This is a genomic window from Microbacterium sp. 01T413_2 (genome assembly GCF_056398985.1).
In genome coordinates this window covers 26,015-44,405 of record NZ_JBFTQL010000017.1, presented here as the reverse complement: position 1 = coordinate 44,405, position 18,391 = coordinate 26,015, and the positions used below count along the sequence as shown (strand labels likewise).

General features: G+C 70.1%; 18 protein-coding genes. 10 read left to right on the top strand and 8 right to left on the bottom strand.

Annotated elements, in window-relative coordinates:
* Positions 1–2 precede the first annotated feature (2 nt).
* The 4 genes from AC1DMN_RS10505 to AC1DMN_RS10490 all read right to left on the bottom strand — a co-directional run bounded on the left by AC1DMN_RS10505 (position 3) and on the right by AC1DMN_RS10490 (position 3,395).
* The gene (locus AC1DMN_RS10505; RefSeq protein WP_440731391.1) at positions 3–476 is read right to left on the bottom strand and encodes a carboxymuconolactone decarboxylase family protein; all 474 of its coding nucleotides are present in this window, start codon (positions 474–476) and stop codon (positions 3–5) included.
* Positions 477–569: 93 nt separating this feature from the next.
* Complete coding sequence (locus AC1DMN_RS10500) at positions 570–1,877, bottom strand: ABC transporter permease (RefSeq protein ID WP_477229292.1); 1,308 nt, start codon at positions 1,875–1,877, stop codon at positions 570–572.
* On the bottom strand, positions 1,874–2,590 hold the full coding sequence (locus tag AC1DMN_RS10495) for an ABC transporter ATP-binding protein (RefSeq protein ID WP_477229291.1): 717 nt from the start codon (positions 2,588–2,590) through the stop codon (positions 1,874–1,876). Before AC1DMN_RS10495 ends, AC1DMN_RS10500 begins: the two co-directional genes overlap by 4 nt.
* Positions 2,591–2,717: 127 nt before the next feature.
* Entirely contained in the window at positions 2,718–3,395 is a 678-nt protein-coding gene (locus AC1DMN_RS10490; protein WP_440731394.1) for a FadR/GntR family transcriptional regulator, read from the bottom strand.
* 122 nt (positions 3,396–3,517) lie between these two features.
* On the opposite strand from AC1DMN_RS10490, the gene AC1DMN_RS10485 reads away from it, so the two are divergent.
* The 8 genes from AC1DMN_RS10485 to AC1DMN_RS10450 all read left to right on the top strand — a co-directional run bounded on the left by AC1DMN_RS10485 (position 3,518) and on the right by AC1DMN_RS10450 (position 10,636).
* Positions 3,518–4,570, top strand: a complete 1,053-nt coding sequence (locus AC1DMN_RS10485) for an amidohydrolase family protein (RefSeq protein WP_477229290.1) — start codon at positions 3,518–3,520, stop codon at positions 4,568–4,570.
* 57 nt (positions 4,571–4,627) lie between these two features.
* A complete protein-coding gene (locus AC1DMN_RS10480) occupies positions 4,628–6,271 on the top strand; it encodes an ABC transporter substrate-binding protein (protein WP_477229289.1) in 1,644 nt (547 codons plus the stop codon).
* 4 nt (positions 6,272–6,275) lie between these two features.
* Complete coding sequence (locus tag AC1DMN_RS10475; RefSeq protein ID WP_441976966.1) at positions 6,276–7,226, top strand: ABC transporter permease; 951 nt, start codon at positions 6,276–6,278, stop codon at positions 7,224–7,226.
* Positions 7,223–8,110 (top strand): ABC transporter permease, encoded by an 888-nt coding sequence (locus AC1DMN_RS10470; protein WP_441976965.1) that lies wholly within the window; start codon positions 7,223–7,225, stop codon positions 8,108–8,110. Before AC1DMN_RS10475 ends, AC1DMN_RS10470 begins: the two co-directional genes overlap by 4 nt.
* On the top strand, positions 8,110–8,961 hold the full coding sequence (locus tag AC1DMN_RS10465; RefSeq protein ID WP_441976964.1) for an ABC transporter ATP-binding protein: 852 nt from the start codon (positions 8,110–8,112) through the stop codon (positions 8,959–8,961). The genes AC1DMN_RS10470 and AC1DMN_RS10465 overlap by 1 nt, the downstream gene beginning before the upstream one ends.
* The gene (locus AC1DMN_RS10460; protein WP_441976963.1) at positions 8,958–9,788 is read left to right on the top strand and encodes an ATP-binding cassette domain-containing protein; all 831 of its coding nucleotides are present in this window, start codon (positions 8,958–8,960) and stop codon (positions 9,786–9,788) included. Before AC1DMN_RS10465 ends, AC1DMN_RS10460 begins: the two co-directional genes overlap by 4 nt.
* 69 nt (positions 9,789–9,857) lie before the next feature.
* On the top strand, positions 9,858–10,130 hold the full coding sequence (locus AC1DMN_RS10455; RefSeq protein ID WP_477229288.1) for an acyl-CoA thioesterase domain-containing protein: 273 nt from the start codon (positions 9,858–9,860) through the stop codon (positions 10,128–10,130).
* Positions 10,115–10,636 carry a thioesterase family protein gene (locus AC1DMN_RS10450; RefSeq protein ID WP_477229287.1) on the top strand — a complete coding sequence of 174 codons (522 nt, stop codon included), beginning with the start codon at positions 10,115–10,117 and terminating at the stop codon, positions 10,634–10,636. The genes AC1DMN_RS10455 and AC1DMN_RS10450 overlap by 16 nt, the downstream gene beginning before the upstream one ends.
* Positions 10,637–10,658: 22 nt before the next feature.
* Here AC1DMN_RS10450 and AC1DMN_RS10445 read toward each other — a convergent pair whose 3' ends face one another.
* Positions 10,659–11,285: a GyrI-like domain-containing protein gene (locus AC1DMN_RS10445; RefSeq protein WP_477229286.1), complete on the bottom strand. Its 627-nt coding sequence runs from the start codon at positions 11,283–11,285 to the stop codon at positions 10,659–10,661.
* Between the two features lie 134 nt (positions 11,286–11,419).
* Between AC1DMN_RS10445 and AC1DMN_RS10440 the strand changes: the two genes are divergently transcribed.
* Both AC1DMN_RS10440 and AC1DMN_RS10435 read left to right on the top strand, forming a co-directional pair.
* Entirely contained in the window at positions 11,420–11,947 is a 528-nt protein-coding gene (locus AC1DMN_RS10440; RefSeq protein ID WP_440731403.1) for a flavin reductase family protein, read from the top strand.
* A 60-nt stretch (positions 11,948–12,007) separates the two neighbouring features.
* On the top strand, positions 12,008–12,385 hold the full coding sequence (locus AC1DMN_RS10435) for a hypothetical protein (RefSeq protein ID WP_440731404.1): 378 nt from the start codon (positions 12,008–12,010) through the stop codon (positions 12,383–12,385).
* A gap of 53 nt (positions 12,386–12,438) precedes the next feature.
* Here the strand turns inward: AC1DMN_RS10435 and AC1DMN_RS10430 are convergent, their stop codons facing one another.
* The 3 genes from AC1DMN_RS10430 to AC1DMN_RS10420 are packed head-to-tail and all read right to left on the bottom strand — an operon-like array spanning position 12,439 to position 18,307.
* Positions 12,439–15,984, bottom strand: coding sequence for an error-prone DNA polymerase (locus AC1DMN_RS10430; RefSeq protein ID WP_477229285.1), 3,546 nt, complete (start codon positions 15,982–15,984; stop codon positions 12,439–12,441).
* On the bottom strand, positions 15,984–17,534 hold the full coding sequence (locus AC1DMN_RS10425) for a DNA polymerase Y family protein (protein WP_441976957.1): 1,551 nt from the start codon (positions 17,532–17,534) through the stop codon (positions 15,984–15,986). Before AC1DMN_RS10425 ends, AC1DMN_RS10430 begins: the two co-directional genes overlap by 1 nt.
* Positions 17,531–18,307 (bottom strand): hypothetical protein, encoded by a 777-nt coding sequence (locus AC1DMN_RS10420; RefSeq protein WP_477229284.1) that lies wholly within the window; start codon positions 18,305–18,307, stop codon positions 17,531–17,533. Before AC1DMN_RS10420 ends, AC1DMN_RS10425 begins: the two co-directional genes overlap by 4 nt.
* Positions 18,308–18,391: the final 84 nt, after the last annotated feature.

The following is an 18,391-nucleotide window of genomic DNA, read 5'->3' as shown; positions in this document are numbered from 1 at the left end:
GATCAGCGGATGAGGTTGCCTTCGGCGTCGCGCGGGCGCACCGGGTGCTCGCTGAGGATGGAGAGCCGATTGAACATGTTGATGGTCAGCGCGACCCATTCCGCGGCCGCGAAGACGTCATCGCCCAGCAGCCCGCGGGCGGCGGCGAGATCGGCCTCCGCCTCCTCGCCGAGCGGCATCCGGGTCGCAGCCTCGGCGATCGCCAGCATGGCCTTCTCCCGCTCGGTGAAGAGGTCGGATTCGCGCCAGGCGGGCAGCACATCGAGCTTCTGCTGGGTGATGCCGGCGCCGCGCGCCTCTCGTGCGTGCAGGTCGAGGCAGAACGCGCACGCGTTGATCTGCGACGCGCGCACCTTGATGAACTCGGCCTCGGCGGTGCTGAGCCCGTGCGCTGCCGTCGCTCTCGCGACGGCGTCCGAGTACTCGGACGCGGCCTTCCACGCATCGGGGATCGCCTTGTCCAGGTAGGGGCGCATGCTGTTCCTCTCGGGCGTTCTGTTCGACGAGTTCACCGTATCGTGCAGCGCGACCTCTGCCCCACGCCGCCGGCGACGCCGCCGGTGCCCCGGCTACTCGTAGCGGAGCGACTCGACGGGATCCTGGCGCGCAGCCCGTGCCGCGGGGAGCGTGCCGGCGAGGAAAGCGATCACCATCACCAGCAGGATCACCGACACGATGGATCTCGCGTCGAACGCCACGAGCTGCAGTCCGGACAGATCCGACAGGAGCGTGCGCCCCAGGATCCGGCTCACAACGCTGCCGACCAGCATCCCGCCGAGGACGCCCAGCGCGCTGCCGAGGAAGCCGATGAACGTCGCCTCCAGGCTGAAGAGCCCGAACACGCGACCCGAACCCATGCCCATCGCCTTCATCAGGCCGATCTCGCGGGTCCGTTCCTGCACCGACATGTACAGGGTGTTGATGATGCCGAAGCTCGCGGCGAGCAGCGCGATGATCGCGAAGGCGTTCAGGACCAGCACGATCCCGTCGATCACCGCCTTGAAGGTGCCGAGCTGTTGCGCGACCGTCGTCGAACTGAAGCCGGCTGTTGTGAGACGCTGCTGCAGTGCAGTCACCTGCGCGGGGGAGGACGAGGGTGCGAACCAGGCCCTGGCCTGTGTGTAACGGTTCTGCTGATCCGCGTGCACGCCCGTCTGCTGGGCGTCGTAGAGCGCGCCGGTCAGCGCATCATTCGGCAGCATGCTCGCGGCGCCCCCGGTCAGGCTGAACGTCGATTCGGAGACGCCGGAGACCGTCGCCTCGATCGTGTGCTGCGTGCGGGTCGCATCCGTCACCGCGAGCGTCACGGTCTTGCCGACCGCATCTGCGGCGCTCGAGAAGCCGAGCGGAGTGACGAAATCGGTGGGCAGCGCGAGCTGCAGATCACCGGTCGAATCGCTCGGCGCGGAGCCCGCGGCGAGCTTCACGGTCTGCCCGGCGACGAGACCGCCGGCGCTGATCACGTACTTCTTGCCGTCACCGAACTGCACGTAGTCGACCGAGACCGCGCGGACCGGCTTCACCGCGGTCACGCCCTTCACGCTCGCGAGTGCGTCCAGGTCACTCTGCGTCAGCACGGCGACGGTGCTGACGCCACCCCTCCCGCCACCCGTCGTCGCCGTGTTCGGGTCGTACTCCCTCGGGGCCGTGCTGCCGGGTGCGGTGCCGGCGTCGACCTTCTTGGTGACCGTCAGCACATCGCTCGCACCGAAGCCGGAGACGGTGTCGTCGATGTACTTGTTGATGCCGGTGCCGAGGCCGTTGGTGATGGTCAGAGTGAACGCGCCCACGAAGATCGCGAGGATCGTGAGCGTGGTGCGCGTCTTCGAGCGGAAGGTGCTCGAGATCGCGGTGCCGATGAGGTCGAGCGTCTTCATGCCGCCGTCTCCTCGATCAGCCCGTCCTTGATGTGCACGCGCCGGTCGCACCTCGCGGCGAGGTCCTCGTCGTGGGTGACGATCACAAGCGTGATCCCGTGGTCTCGGTTCAGGGCGAACAGGATGTCCTCGACGACCCCTCCGGTCACCGAGTCGAGGTTGCCCGTGGGCTCGTCGGCGAAGATGATGCGCGGGTCGTTGACCAGCGCACGGGCGATGACGGTGCGCTGCTTCTGACCGCCGGAGAGGTTCACCGCCTTGTTCCTGGCCTTGTCGGCGAGATCGAGCTGCGCCAGCGCGGCCATGCCGCGGCGCTTCCGCTCGCCCGCACCGATGCCGGCGATCTTGAGCGGCAGCACGACGTTCTCGAGAACGCTCTGATTCGGGGTCAGGAAGAACTGCTGGAAGACGAACCCGAAGGTCTTGTTGCGGATCCGGTTCAGCGCCGCCCCCTTCAACATCGCCGTGTCCTGGCCGCTCAGCGCTATGGCCCCCGAACTCGGTTCATCCATCAGCGCCATCAGGTGCATGAGCGTCGACTTGCCGGATCCGCTCTTGCCGATGATCGCGATGCTCTCGCCGGCCGCGATGTCCAGGCTCACCCCCTTCAGCGCGTCGAAACGACCGCTTCCTCGGCCGTAGGACTTGTGCACGTCGCGCACGGAGAGCACCGGCGCCGGTGGTGCGGGGATCGTGGGGGCAGGACTCGTCATTCGCGCTCCAGGACTCGGTGGCGGATCCGCCGCGTTCAGCCTCGCTGATCGCCGGGGACCTCGCATCGTCTCACGGGATGAAGTGCGCGTACTCCGCACGCGGTATGCCGATGCTGCTGAGGCGGGGTCAGGCGTCTAGGAGCTTCTCCGACTGGTCCACGACGCCCAGCGCCGCCGCCTGGGCGGCATCCGGATCCTGGTTGCGGATCGCGTGGAACAGCGCCTCGTGTCGGTCGGCGCTCGTCGCCACGATCGCCATGGACCCTGGCGCGTTCGCGGTGACCGCGTTGAGCAACGAGGAGTCGAAGCTGACATATATCCCGGCGAGCAGCTCGTTGTGCGCGGCCATGGCGATGGCGAGATGGAACGCGACATCGTGCTGGATGAACACGTCCTGGTCGTCTCGGCGGGCAGCCGCATTCCTGGCGATGAGTTCGGTCTCGATGACCGTCAGATCGGCGGCGGTCCGGTTCTGCGCCGCCTCCCGGGCCGCGAGCACGTCGAGGGCACGGCGCACGCGCATGACCTCCAGGGCGTCGGCGTCGCGGAGGGTGCGACGCAGCGCCACCTCCGTGGGATCGCGTGCGATCACATAGGTGCCGTCGCCCTGTCGGCTCTCGAGGAGGCCGAGCTGCGCAAGAGCGCGCACGCCCTCGCGGACGGAGGGGCGACTGACGCCGAACTGGGCGACGAGCTCGGCCTCGCTGGGGATGCGCTGGCCGATTCCCCAGGTGCCGGCAGCGATCTCGGTCTGGAGGCGCTCGACGACGGTGTCGACCAGTGAGCGGCGTTGGATCGGTTCCACGGTTCCATTGTGGGCCATGTTGGCCGTATGGTTGTCAGACGTCAGATAACCTGATGAATATCCACACGATGACCCCCGATCATCCGAGCCGGCGAAGACGCCGGACGAGGAGCAGGAGCACGATGGCAGCTGGTCCCGAGCGCAGTCCGCTCGTCGCGGCGGGTCTGGTCGACGCGCACATCCATCCGGACAAGACATCCTGGGGCGACCGGTGGATGACACGACGGCCGGCCGCGACGCTCGACGAGCTGATCCGCAACAACATCCTCGCCCTCTCGGAGTATGGCAAGAGCGTCGAGGACCGCGCCCACGCGCTGATGTCCCACGCGCTGCGCAACGGCACCCTGGCGATGCGCGCCCACGTCGATGTGGGCACCGCCGTAGGCCTCGCCCACGTCGAGGGGGTACGAGCGGCGGCCGAGCGGATCGGTCCGGATCTCACCGTGCAGATCGTCTGCTTCCCGCAGTTCGGCCTGCTCACCGATCCGGGCGCGCTCGACCTCATGGCGGCGTCGCTGGATGCGGGGGCGGACATCGTCGGCGGCATCGATCCGCTCGGCCGCGACGGCGATGTCGCCGGCCACCTCGACGCCGTGTTCGGACTCTCCGCCCGGTCCGGGCGCGACCTCGACATCCACCTGCACGACGGGGGAGAGGAGGGTCTGGCGCAGATCCGCGAGATCGCCGCCCGCACCCGCGCCACGAGCATGCAGGGCCGCGTCACGGTCAGCCATGCCTTCGCGCTGTGCGACGACACGCTCCCCTCGCTACGCGCCACGCTGGACGATGTCGCCGATGCCCGCCTCTGGATCACCACCTGCGCGCTGGGACCGGATCCCGTGCCCGACCTCGACCTGTTCGAATCCCATGGCGTGCAGCTCGCCGCGGGGTCGGACGGTGTGCGAGACAGCTGGAGCCCGTACGGCACCGGGAGCATGGTGGACCGCGTTCATCTGCTCGGCTACCGGACCGGAGCCATCACCGACGCCGATCTCGAGCGGTGCTACCGGATCGCCTCGACAGAGGGCGGTCGGATGCTCGGCATCCCGGACCTGGCCCTCGACACGGACGCCACGAGCGCCACCCGTCTCGAGTTCGACGCCCCGACCATCGCCCAGCTCGTGGTCGACCGACCTGCACCTCTCCGTGTCATCCGGCACGGCCGGGTGCTCTGACGCATCCCCCTCCATCCGCAACACCTCACCCGCAACCCGAAAACACAGGAGTTTCTCGTGGTCCTTCGCAAGACAGCACTCGGCGCCGCCGCCGTCGTGGCGGTCGCCGCTCTGGCTCTGGCCGGCTGCACCGGCACCCCCAAGGGGCAGGCGTCCGGCCCGTCCGAGCTCTCGCTCGATCTCACCAAGCTCGCCACAACCACGCCCGCCGGCACCGAACCGGTGGACCAGCTGAAGTGGAATCTCCCGTACGAACCCTCGTCGATCGATCCGATCTTCACCTGGAACTATGCGGAGAACACCGTCACCGCGAACCTCTGCGAGAGCCTGATGCGGATCAAGCCGGACCTGTCCATCGAGCCGGGCCTGGCCAGCAAGGTCGAGACTCCTGACGACACCACGCTGGTGTACACGATCCGCGATGGCGTGACGTTCTGGGATGGCAACCCGCTGACGGCGGAGGACGTGGCCTACTCGCTGCAGCGCCAGATCGGCCCCGACACCAAGAGCTACTGGTCCGACTACTTCCACAACGTCGCATCGGCGACCGTCACCGGTCCGCTCCAGGTCACCGTCAAGCTCTCCAAGCCCGACGTGCTCTTCGCCCAGGCGATGAGCTCCGCCGCCGGCGCCATCGTGGAGAAGGCCGTTGTCGAAGCCGACGGACAGGCGTTCGGCACGCCGAAGGGCAACCTGCAGTGCACCGGCCCGTTCAAGGTCGGCGCTTGGAACTCCGGCAAGAGCCTCATGCTCGAGCGCAACGACGCCTACTGGGATACGTCGGTGAAGCCGAAGGTGAAGGAGATCTCGTTCAGCTTCATCGCCGACGAGTCCACCGCCATCAACGCCCTGCGCACCGGCGACGTGGACGGCCAGTTCTTCTACCTGCCGCCGGCCGGTCTGTCTCAGCTGCAGAAGAGCGACAAGGTGACCACCACGTTCGGCAAGTCCTTCGTGTTCTGGACGCTCGCGGCGATCAACAAGGACGGCGCGATGGGTGACGAGAAGATCCGTCAGGCGCTGTCGCTCGCGATCGATCGCAGCGCACTCACGAAGGTCGTCTTCCAGGGCGCGGGCATCCCGGCGCCGACGATCGCCGGCCCCGACATGTGGGGCTACGGCAAGGACGAGTTCTCCGCCGCGTACAAGAAGTTCGACGTGAAGCCTGATCTGGAGAAGGCGAAGAAGCTGGTCGAGGAGGCCGGCTCGCCGAAGACGCCGATCGTCCTCGCGGTGCAGGGCAGCTCGGCCGTGCACGAGCAGACCGCCAGTGTCATCCAGGCCGCGGGACAGGCGATCGGTCTGAACGTGCAGACGAAGGTGATCCCGGTCGAGCAGTTCGGCAACCTCTACTTCGACCCCACCGCACGCAAGGGCCTGGACGGCTTCTTCACGACCAACTACGGCGACTTCGCGGATCCGCTCGGGGTGTACAGCTTCTTCGAGTCGACCAACTCCCACGACTACATCCAGTGGAACGGCGCCGACGGCCAGATCGCCAAGGCTCTGCAGACCACGGACGACGCCGAGCGGGCCAAGCTCGTCGTCGACATCCAGGAGAAGGTCACCCAGGGTCTGCCCTGGATCCCGCTCGCGTACGAGCCGACCACGATGATCCAGAACAAGCGGATCTCCGGCGCCGTGCCGTCTTTCGCCTACCTGTACTCACCGTGGGCGGTCGCGATCGGCGGGACGAAGTAGTCCCATGTCCTTCGCGTCCTTCCTGCTGAGGCGCATCGGGGGGCTGCTCCTGGTACTCCTGGTGACCTCGTTCCTCGTGTTCGGGTTGCTGTACCTGGCCCCGGGCAGCCCCCTCGCCTTCATCCTCGGTCCGCGCGGCGGCAGCGCCGCACAGATCGCCGCCGTCACGGCGCAGTACCACCTGAACGACCCCTTCGTCGTGCGCTACATCGCCTGGCTGGGCGATGTGCTGCACGGCGATCTGGGCCGCTCGATCGTGTACCGCCAGCCCGTGTCGGATCTGCTGGCCTCGCGTGCGGGGACGACGACGGCGCTCGTCGCCCTCGCCGCGGTCATCATCGCGGTCGTGGGCATCCTGGCCGGCACCGTCGCCGCCCTGCGCGGCGGGTGGGTGGACCAGGTCGTCTCGACCCTGTCCGCCGTCGGCCTGTCCACGCCCGTGTTCGTGGTCGGCGTTGCGCTGATCAGCCTGTTCGCGGTCGGCCTCGGCTGGTTCCCCACCTTCGGTGTGGGATCCGGCGGGTTCGACACGCTCTGGCACCTGTTCCTGCCTGCCATCGCACTGAGCGTGGCCAGCGCCGCCTACCTGGCCCGCATCACGCGGGCCGCGGTCAACGAGGAGCGCGGACGTGAGCACGTGCAGACCGCGACCGTCCGGGGGCTCTCGCAGGGACTGATCGTGCGCCGCCACGTGCTGCGCAACGCGCTGATCCCGATCACGACCGTGCTCGGCCTCACGATCGCGACGCTCATCGCGGGCGCCGTGGTGGTGGAGAACGTGTTCGCCCTGGACGGCCTGGGATCGCTGCTGGTCAAGGCGATCCTGCAGCGCGACTTCGCCGTGGTGCAGGCGGTCGTGCTGGTGCTGGTCGTGGCCTTCGTCGTCGTCAACGCGATCGTGGACGTGCTGTACACGTTCATCGATCCGCGCATCACCCTGGGGAGCAAGCGATGAGCGCCGGAACGACGACCGCCATCGCGGTGGCGAAGGATGCCTCGGTGCGTCGGGGGGACAGCCTGCTGCGTCGCGTGTGGGATCGTCTCGGCGTCATCGGCTCGATCGCGGTGGTGCTGCTCACGGTCATCGTGCTCGCCGCCGTGTTCGCCCCCTGGGTGGCGCCGGCGGATCCGAACGCGCCCGACCTGCTCGCCGCGCTCGCGGGCCCGAGCGCCGGTCATCTGCTCGGCGCCGACGCCCTCGGCCGCGACATCCTGTCCCGGCTGATGTTCGGCGCGCAGGTGACCCTCGCTGGCCCCGGACTCGTGATCCTGCTCTCCACGATCGTCGGCACGGTGCTGGCGCTCGTGGCAGCGTGGTGCGGCGGTCGTGTCGATGCGGTGATCGTGTGGGTGCTGGACATCCTGTTCGCGGTGCCGGGGATCGTGTTCGGTCTCATCGCCGTCGCGATCTGGGGGCCGAGCCTGTTCACGGTCGTGTGCGGCCTCGCCATCGCCTACGTGCCCTACGCGGCCCGCGTGGTGCGCGGCGCCGCGCTGCGCGAGCGCAACCTGCCCTACGTGTCTGCCGCCTGGCTGCAGGGCCACTCGGGGTTCGGGATCACCACGACCCAGATCCTGCGCAACGTGCAGCCGATCGTGATCGCCCAGGCGGTCTCGTCGCTCGGCTTCGCGGTGATCGACCTCGCCGCCGTGTCCTTCCTCGGACTCGGTGTGCAGCCTCCCACCGCGGACCTCGGCCTGATGGTCAAGAGCGGGTTCGATTCGACACTGCGCGGGTACCCGGGCGAAGCGATCGCAGCGGGCACTCTCATCGTCCTCATCGTCTGGTGCGTCACCGTCATCGGCGACCGCCTCGTCACCAACGCAAGGAGCATGTGATGGCGCAACCGCTTCTCCGGCTCGAGGACGTCAAGGCCACCCTGCGCCTGCGTCGCAGCCAGCAGACGCTGCTCAACGGGGTCTCGTTCGAGATCGGCGAGGGCGAGGCCCTGGGGCTGGTCGGGGAGTCCGGATCCGGCAAATCACTCACCACGCGGGCGATCACGCGCATGCTGGATCCGGCGTTCCGGGTGTCCGGGACGATCGAGTTCGCGGGCGCCTCCGTGCTGGGCATGTCCGCCGCCGCTCTCCGCCGCTATCGGCAGACCGACGTCGGGATGATCTTTCAGGATCCGCGTGCGCACGTGAACCCCGTGCACACGGTGGGGGACTTCCTCACCGAGGTGCTCGTGCGTGACAGGGGCATGGACCGGAGAGATGCCGAACGTCGAGCGGTGGCGCTCCTCGATGAGGTCGGCGTGCGAAACGCCGAAGCACGCCTGCGGCAGTATCCGCACGAGCTGTCCGGGGGCCTGCTGCAGCGCGTGATGATCGCGAGCGTGCTGCTGGCCGAGCCGCGGATGATCCTGGCGGACGAGCCGACGACGGCGCTGGACGTCACAGCCCAGTCGGATGTGATGGCCATCCTGGACGAGCAGCGCAAGGCGCGCGGGCTCGCTCTGCTGTTCATCACGCACGATCTGGAGCTCGCGGCGGCCTGCTGCGATCGGCTCGCCGTGATGTATGCCGGCGAGATCGTCGAGCAGGGGCCGCACGTGTACGAGGATCCGCAGCATCCGTACACGGTCGAGCTGCTGGGCGCGCGCCCGAGCATCGAGGAGCGGGTGGCGCGACTTCCCGTCCTCACCTACAACCGAGAGATCCACGAGCAGCGGAAGGCCTTCGCATGAGTGCCGGCGCAGAACCGATCATCGTCGCGAAGAACCTCCGCAAGGTCTTCCCGGCCCCGCGCGGTGCGAGGGGCGGGCCGATCGTCGCGGTCGACGACGTCTCGTTCGAGCTGCGGCCGGACGAGTGCCTGGCGATCGTGGGCGAGTCCGGTTCGGGCAAGACCACCGTGGCCCGCATGCTCGTGGGCCTGGAGTCGGTCACCGCCGGTGAGCTCACGGTGCGCGGCGAGTCCCGGACCAGGGGCGTGCGACGCCTCGCCGACCGGCGACGCTGGGCGCGCGAGGTGCAGTACGTGTTCCAGGATCCGTACTCGTCGCTCAACGGCCGGCAGCGGATCGTCGACATCATCTCCTCTTCGGTGGCTCTGCACGGGACAGCGAAGACCGCGACGCCGCGCAGCGCCGCGCAGGCGATCCTGGAGAGTGTCGGGCTCGGCGGGGGGTTCTGGGCGAAGTTCCCGCACCAGCTCTCCGGCGGGCAGCGGCAGCGCGTCGCGATCGCGCGGGCGCTCGCCGCGGATCCCGGTGTGATCGTGCTCGACGAGGCGGTGGCAGCCCTGGACGTGTCGATCCAGGCGCAGATCCTGAACCTGCTCGCCGACATCAAGGCCGAGCGCAGGATCAGCTACCTGTTCATCTCGCACGACCTCGCCGTGGTCAACCAGATCTCGGACCGCATGATCGTGATGGAGCAGGGCGTCGTGGTCGACCAGGGCGTCACCGCCGAGATCCTCGCCGATCCGGTGCAGCCGTACACCCGGGCCCTGCGCGCCGCGGTGCCCCGCCCGGGCTGGAAGCCTGTGCGCCGGGAGCGGCTCGCGTCGTGAGCGCCATCCCGAACCGGCGGCCGTGAGCCGCCGGTTCGGGGACGATCGCGGTCGACGTAGGATCCGAACATGCCCGCCTACTTCGAGCGCGTCGATGCGTCCGCCTTTCTCCCGACCGCTGCCGTCGAAGGCGCGTGGAGCACCGAGGAGCAGCACATCGCGCCGTCGCTGGGCCTCATCGCGCATGCGATCGAACGGGAACACGCTGAGCGTCGGGGCGGCGATCTGCAGCTCGGACGGATCTCGTACGACATCCTCGGCACGATCCCGATCGAGCGCGTCGACCTCGACGTCCGGATCCTGCGTCCCGGCCGTACGATCGAGTCGTGGAAGCGGTACTGAGCCACGACGGGCGCGCCGCAGTCATCGCGCGAGCCTGGTTCATGCAGGCGGCAGACACCCGCGCGTTCGCCGGCAGTACGCTGCCCGCGATGCCGGACCGCAACGAGCTCGACCCGTGGGAGATGGGCGATCACTGGCGGGGAGGGGCTGTCCGCAGCGTGGACTTCCATCGTGGACAGCGGCAGCCGGGGCACGCGTGGGCCTGGCTGAGGCCGCAGATGCCGTTGCTGCAGGGCGAGCCGGTCGGGCCGATCTCGCGGCTGCTGGGCATGGTCGATTTCGCCAACGGACTCACGCTGCGCCTGGCGCCGACGCAGGTCGCGTTCCCGAACGTCGATCTCACCTGCCATCTCTTCGCTGCGCCCGAGGGCGACTGGATCGGCTTCGACACGACGGTCTCGATCGGTCCGACCGGGCTGGGTCTGACCGATACCGTGCTGCACGATGAGCGAGGCCCGGTCGGGACGGTGCAGCAGATCCTGACCGTGCGCTTGCTGCGCGGCTGACCAGCCACGGGGCTGCGCGTGATCAGGCGGGCGTCACGGGCTGGCGAAGGATCGTGCGGCGCTTCTCGGGAGCCACCCGGCGGGCGTCGCTCAGGTAGACCTCGTGATGCAGGCCCGCCAAGCGCAGGCCCTGCTCCGGGATCACCTCGTCATGCATCCGTGCGAGGAGCGGCGCCTCGTCATCGAAGGATCCGATGTGCAGAGTCTGCAGGCAGAGCCCTTCCGACAACGGGAGTATTCGCAGGTCGTCGAGCCGCACCGGTGCCTTCTTCGTGCGGACGTCAGCGATCACAGCCTCCACGAGAGCGTCCTCGATCCATTCGGGGATGAGGATCAGCATCGTCCAGTCCCAGCGCGACTTGTCCCGCGCCGTCGTGAATGCGTCCATCTCGTCCGCCCACCACAGCCCCTCCAGCGGCGGGACGACGTAATCCTGGTCGAGCTCGCGCTTGCTGGCGAACTTGAGCGCGTACGCGACCGGATACAGCGCCTCGAGCGCCTCGGCATAGGCGGGAGCCGTGTTCGGATCCCCATGGCCGTCGATCGCGAGATAGCGGCTCGGCGGCAGATCGATGAGGCGGAACTCGCCGACGCGCGCGCGATAGCCGTCCAGGCGCTTGGTGAGATCGACCTTGGTCCCGGTTGCCATGGGGTGATTTCAGCATGAAGCGCGGACATCGCGATGACGGAGTGAGACGGGATCGCATCCGGCGCCCGAGAACAGGCATACCGTTGAGGGTGGGCGCGAACGCTGTGCCCACGGCAACGACAGAGAGAAGCACGATGAGCACCCCCGGTCTGGAAGAGGACGTCACCGAGAAGTTCAAGGGAGCGTTCCGGCATCACCCCGCCGGGGTCGCGCTGGTGACGGGAATCGCCCCGGACGGTCCCGTGGGCCTCACGCTGTCGAGCGTCGCCTCGGTGAGCGCCGACCCCGCCGTTCTCGTCTTCTCCGTCACGCGTGCGACCGGAAGCGCGGGCGGGATCCTCTCCGCGCCCAGCGTGCTCGTGCACTTCCTCGTCGCCGGGCAGGAGCCCATCGCCGACGCGTTCGCCCGCTCGGGCCAGCCGCGCTTCACTCCGGAGCAGGGATTCAGGACGCTGCCCACGGGCGAGCCGTTCCTGCCATCGGCCAGGGTCGCGGTGCGCGGCACGATTCGTGAGACGCACCCGGTCGGGCCCTCGGCGCTGGTGCTGCTCGACGTGCTCGACGTCGTCGAGGGCACCTTCGGTGCACCGCTGCTCTATGTCGACCGGCACTACGACAGTCTCGTCTCGGCGAGCGCGCAGGCGCCGGCACCGCAAGGCTGAGGGCGTCCGGTCGGCGCGGAGACGCTTGCCCCTGCGGCCGTTCTGAACGAAGGTGGAGCCATGGCCGTGACCCTGATCCTCCCGCTGTCCGCGCCGCTCGCCGTCGGGCGCATCGTGGCCGTGGATGAGGAGTCCCGTGCTGTGCGGATCCGCGACCTGACCAGCGGTGTCGCCTACCGCGTGCCCGGATCCGTCCTGCCCGAGCTCGGGGCGCTGCCCTGGCGCGGCCGGGTGGAGGCGTGCACGGTGCTGGCGACGGAGGAGGGCGTGGTCACGGAGCTCGTGCTCGATGCGGTCCCCGGCGGTGCGGTCGATCTCCGCGGATCCGCGATCGCGCTCGAAGGCGCCTCGCAAGCGGCCGCGGCCGCGAAGGCCCAGGCGGCCGTCTGGGGCGGCACCGACCGCCCGCCGCAGGAGGAGACGCCCCGCTTCTGGTGAGTGCGGGCACTCCGCCGCCGTCCCGTTCGGGAGCTCCGGGGCTGGATACTCGCTCATTGGAAGTCCCGGGAGTGGTGCGTCACACCCACCGCGAGCTGTTCGAACGCGTCGGCCAGCAGATTGGTGACGCCCTCGGGAGAGCGCTCCAGGACGCCGCGCACGATCAGCGCGGGTGACTCCCGGGCGATCCGGCGGTAGCGCAGCCACACGCCCTGGGTGCAGATGACGTTCACCAGACCGTGCTCGTCCTCGAGGTTGAGGAAGGTCACGCCGCCCGCCGTGGACGGGCGCTGCCGGTGGGTCACGAGGCCCGCCGTCTCGACCCGCCGGCCGTTCTCGTGGGTGCGCAGCGCGGAGGAGGTCAGCACGCCGCGCGCGTCGAGCTCCGCGCGGAAGTGCGCGAGCGGGTGGTCATCGGTGGACACCCCGGTCGCCCAGAGGTCGGCGGTGAGGATCTCGTAGCTGGTCTGGTCGCCGAACAGCGGCGGCTGCACGGCGACCACCGTGTCGGGCAGATAGCGGGCGCGATCCTCCGCCGCGGAGCCGGCCAGCCAGATCGCCTCCCTGCGCTGCAGCCCGAGGGAGTCGAAGGCCCCGGCGGTGGCGAGGGCCTCCACCTGGGAGGCGGTGAGGTTGGTGCGGCGCACGAGATCGTTCAGGTCCCGGTACGGACCGTGGGACACGCGAGCGGCAACGATCCGCTCTGCCGTCTTCTCGCCGATCCCGGTGACGCCGGCAAGCCCCAGCCGCACGGCGAAGCGGCCGTCCCTGCGGTGCGCGAGGGTCTCGTCGGGGGCTTTCGGGTCGAACGGCGCAGCCTTCACACCGGGAGGCCGCGCGGGGAGCTGATGCGCGCAGGCATCCAGGCCGGTGCGCCCGGTCGCCGCCGGATCCACAGGCTCCAGGGTCTCCGTCGCCCCGGAGCGCCGGATGTCGGGCCGGCGCACTTCGACCTCGTGCCGGCGGGCGTCGCCGGTGAGGGTCGCTGCCGAGTAGAACCCCATGGGCTGAGAGCGCAGCAGGCCCGCGAGGAACGCGGCGGGGTAGTGCAGCTTGAGCCAGGAGCTCGCGTACACGAGCAGCGCGAACGAGAGCGAGTGCGACTCCGCGAAGCCGAAGTCGGAGAACGCCTGGATCTGCGCGTAGATGCGGTCCGAGGTCTCCTCGTCCAGCCCGTGCCGGCGCATGCCGGCGTACAGGCTCTCCCGGATCCGGTCGATCTTCTCCAGTCCCCGCTTGGATCCCATCGCGCGGCGCAGCGTGTCGGCCTCGTCCGCGCTGCAGTCGCCGAGCGCGGTGGCCATCTGGATGAGCTGCTCCTGGAACACCGGGATCCCCAGGGTCCGTTTCAGGATCGGTTCCAGCTTCGGGTGCGCGTACGTCACATCTTCCTGGCCGAGCTTGCGACGAACGAAGGGGTGCACCGCGCCGCCCTGGATGGGGCCGGGGCGGATGAGCGCGATCTGGATCGCGAGCTCGTAGAACTCCCGCGGTTGCAGGCGGGGAAGCAGTCCCATCTGCGCCCGGGACTCGACCTGGAACACCCCGATCGTGTCGGCGCGGCAGAGCATGTCGTAGACCGCGGGCTCCTCCTTCGGCAGGGTGTCCAGCGTCCACTCCTCGCCGGTGGCGTCGCGGACCAGGTCGAAGCAGTGCCGCAGCGCGGAGAGCATCCCGAGCCCGAGCAGATCGAACTTCACCAGCCCCATCCAGGCCGCCGCGTCCTTGTCCCATTGGATGACGGTGCGCTTCTCCATCCGCGCATGCTCGACAGGAACGACCTCGCCGACCGGGCGCCGGGTGAGCACCATGCCGCCGGAGTGGATCCCCAGGTGCCGGGGCGCGCGCAGCAGCTCATCGGCATAGGCGACCACCTGCTCGGGGATGTCGTGGTCGGGGGCGGGGCTCAGATCCAGTCCCCAGCGCTCCACCTGGCGCGACCAGGCGTCCTGCTGCCCCGGGGAGTGCCCGAGCGCACGGGCCATGTCGCGCACTGCGTTCTTCGGCCGGTACTGGATCACGTTCGCGACCTGCGCCGCGTTCTCCCGGCCGTACTCCTCGTACACCCACTGGATGATCTCCTCGCGCCGCCCGGAGTCGAAGTCGACGTCGATGTCGGGCTCCTCGGTGCGGGTCGTGGCGAGGAAGCGCTCGAAGGGCAGGCCGTACAGGATCGGATCCACCGCGGTGATGCCGAGCAGATAGCAGACCACGCTCGCCGCGGCCGACCCGCGGCCCTGGCAGAGGATCCCGCGATCCTTCGCCTCCTTCACGATCCCGTGCACGATCAGGAAGTAGCCCGGGAAGTCCTTCTCCTCGATCACGTTCAACTCCCGCTCGATGCGGCTCTTCCCCTCGTCGGTGAGCTCTTTCGGGGTGCCGTCGGGATAGGCCGAGGGCACGGCCGCCCAGACCAGCGCCCGCAGGTGACTCATCGGGGTCTCACCCGGGGGGACGCTCATCGTGGGCAGCGCAGGCTTGGCGCGGCGCAGCGGGAAGGCACAGGCCTCGGCGATCTCGAGGCCCGCCGCGATCGCCCCCGGGTAGCGGGCGAAGCGCGCCGTCATCTCCGCCCCCGAGCGCAGATGCGCCGTACCGTGCGCGGGCAGCCAGCCCTCGAGCTCCCGCATGCTGCGGGTGGCGCGCACGGCCGCGATCGCCTCGGCGAGCTGGGCACGTTCCGGCGCGGCGTAGTGCACGTTGTTCGTCGCGACCATGGGCAGGCCGTGCCGGAGCGCGAGGGCGGCGAGGGCGTCGTTGCGCCGGCTGTCGAGCGGATCGCCATGATCGATGAGCTCGACGGCGACCCTGTCGGTGCCGAACAGATCGACGAGGGTGAGCAGGGCTCGCTCCGCGCCCTCCGGTCCCTCCCGCTCCAGGGCGCTGCGGACGCTGCCCTTGCGGCAGCCGGTGAGGATCGTCCAGTGCCCCTCGGCGCGGTTCGCCAGCGACTCGATCTCATAGAACGGCCGCCCCTTCTCGCCCCCGCGCAGCTGCGCCTCGGTGATCGCGGCGGAGAGGCGGTGGTAGCCCTCTGCGCCACGGGCCAGCACGAGCAGGTGCTCGCCGAGCGGATCCTCCAGGCCGCGGCGCTCCGGCGGCGGCCGCAGCCCCGCGCTCCCGCGCGGTCCGTGCGCGTCGGGGCCGCGTGGGTCGGAGGAGGGGAGCGACAGCTCCGCCCCGAACACGGTCTGCAACGGCGGTCCGGAGGGCTCGGCGCCCTCTGGACCGCCCGTCGTCTTCTTCTCCGGGTCCGCCAGGGACGCAGCGGCCTCGGCGAAGCTCGCGGCGCCGTAGAAACCATCGTGGTCGGTGATCGCGAGAGCCGTGAGGCCGAGCCGCTGCGCCTCGGCGATGAGGTCTTCGGGGGAGGAAGCTCCATCGAGGAAGGAGTACGAGGAGTGCGCGTGCAGCTCGGCGTACGGGATTGCGTTCTTCGGACGCTCGATCCCGTCCAGCCGGATGGGCGGGCGCTTGTGCATGCGGGAGGGCGCGTCGATCGCGATCTGCTGATGCAGAGGGGCGGCATCATGGGGAGCCTTGCCGCTGAGGGTGCGCTCCAGCGCGGCCCACGACATGTCGGGGTTGTGGAAGCCCATCAGTGATACCTCCCCTCGGCCCACCACTGATCGCCCTGATGAAGCACCAGCCAGGCACGCTCCTGCTCGTCGACGAGCTGCAGGCGCTCGCCGCGGAACGAGCCCGCGGGATCCCCGCGCCGATCCCGCACCGGCCAGGGGCCAGCCCAGGACAGCACCGCACACGCGTCGACGGCCGCCGGCTCGGCGGTGAGCAGACCGCGCCCGTCGATGTCGACCGCGCTGCCGTCAGCGGCGGTCACCGCGATCGGCCGCGGTGGGACGAACACCTCGGCCGGCAGCGGATCCGGCAGCTGCCCGGGCCAGGGCTGATCCGCGGGCCGGGACGGCACCACTCGCTCGCCCCAGGGCGTGAGCTGCTGCCGGTCGGAGACGAGGCGTCCGCCGGCTACGACGGCGGTGACCACGCCCTCGTGGCCGAGCAGGGTCTGCACGCGGGAGACCGCGTGGTGCAGACGCTCGTCGGTGCCGGATCCGAACAGACCCGGCTGATGGTGCGCGGCGTCGTCGACGGCGACGGGGGCGATCCGCACCCGCACGATGCCCCGGAACCGATGCGCCTCATCGTCGTCGCCGGTGGCGGCGGTCTCGGCGGCCAGCGACTCCAGCTGCCAGCGCACCCGGTCGACCAGGTCTGGGGCCTCGAAGCAGGTGGGATGCAGCCAGGTGCGCGAGGTCACCTGCTCGTCGTCGTCGGTGAGGTCGATGCGCACCTCGGTGCACACCAGCGAGGCCTTCGCGAGGGCGAGGATCACGGCGTCGGCGCTCTGCCGGACGGCGAACGCGATCTGGTCGGACTGCCCCAGGGGGGACTCGAACTCGACCTCCGACACGAGCTCCGGATCCGGTGGGCGCGGCACGACGGGGCGGGAGTCCGCGCCCGCCGCCAGGGCGTGCAGACGCGCTCCATGTTCGCCGAAACGTGCGCGCAGCCGTTCCGCACCGAGGGCGGTGAGCTCGCCGAGGGTGCGTACGCCGAGGCGGAGCAGCAGCGCGGTCACCTCCGGATCCTGCAGGGCCTGCACGGGCAGCGGGGCGAGGAAAGCAGCGGAGGCGCCTGCACCGACGACGAGCACCGGATCCGCGCCGCGCGCCGCGAGCTCGGCGGTGAACGGCCCGTCCGCGATCCCGATCCGCACCTCGGGGTGCCCCTCTTCCTCGAGGCGGGCGTGCAGAGCGCGCGCCGCCTCGACCTCTCCGCCGTGGAAGCGCGCGACACCGCGGGCCCGGAGCAGCGCGAGCCCCGGCCGGAGCAGCTGCGCCCCCGGGGCCTGCTCCTCGATCAGACGCAGGACGGGCAGGAACGCCCGTTCGTCCCTGGCCGGATCCGCGGGCAGGATGCGCAGGTTCGGCAGCAGTCCCTGGGCCTCTCTGCGGCGCTGTCCGATCCGCACGCCGTGGGCGCGTGCCGCCGCGCTGCAGGCGATGACCCTGTTCGCATGCAGGATCGCCGCGGGCTCGCTGGCTTCGGCGCCCAGGGCTGCGCGCAGCGGCCAGTCCGGGAACCACAGCACGATCACCCGGACCGGCTCCCGTGTCGCGCCGCTCATCCCGCCACCGCCAGGAGCGCGGGTGCGTCGGCGAGCGGACGCGGGGCGACGTGCATGGACGGGAGCGGGATGAGGCGGGGTGCCGTGGGCGCGACGGCCTCGACCATGCCGTGCATCCCCGGCAGGCGCACCCGCACGCTCTGCGGCGCAGGGGAGCGCCGGGTGCGCGCGGTGACCGTCACCTCGCACTCCTCCAATGCGCCCCAACCGGATCCGAGCCCACGCCAGTGCGGGTCATGCACCTGGAGGGAGCCTTCGCTCTGCGGCCAGACGAGAGGGGCGCCGGCGGCCCCGGAGACGACCAGCAGCGTGCAGCCGCGATCGCGGAGCCTGGCGCTCAGCCGGCTCAGCTCCGCATCCCGCACCGCGGAGGAGGGGCGGATCGCGATGAGCGGGATCACCTCGCTCAGCGCCGAGACCACGGAGAGCCAGCGCGGCCCAGGGGCGGGGACGAGGAGGAGGCGGTCCAGATCCACGCCATGCCCGGCCAGCGCCTCCACGCCCAGGGTGGGCATGCCGACGGCCGCGCACCATGCACCGGTGCGCGAGGCGCCGGCGAGCAGCGCCCCGATGAGCCCGGGGGAGGGGGAGAGCGCATACGTCGTGCCGACCTGCAGGCCCCCTTCGGGGAGGATCGGCTCGAGGGGAGGGGGCACCGGGATCAGCGGCAGGTCGCTCCGGCGGCGCTGCATGCGGGTGATCTCGCGGCGCAGTCTCAGCACATCCTCGGCGCGGGTGTCGGCGTCGGGGGCGATCATGGAAGCGAGCGTCATCCCCATGACTCCATTCTCGAAGATCTCTTCTAATACTGCAACAGCAGAGACGACGATAACTCGTACATCCGACATGGATGCCGA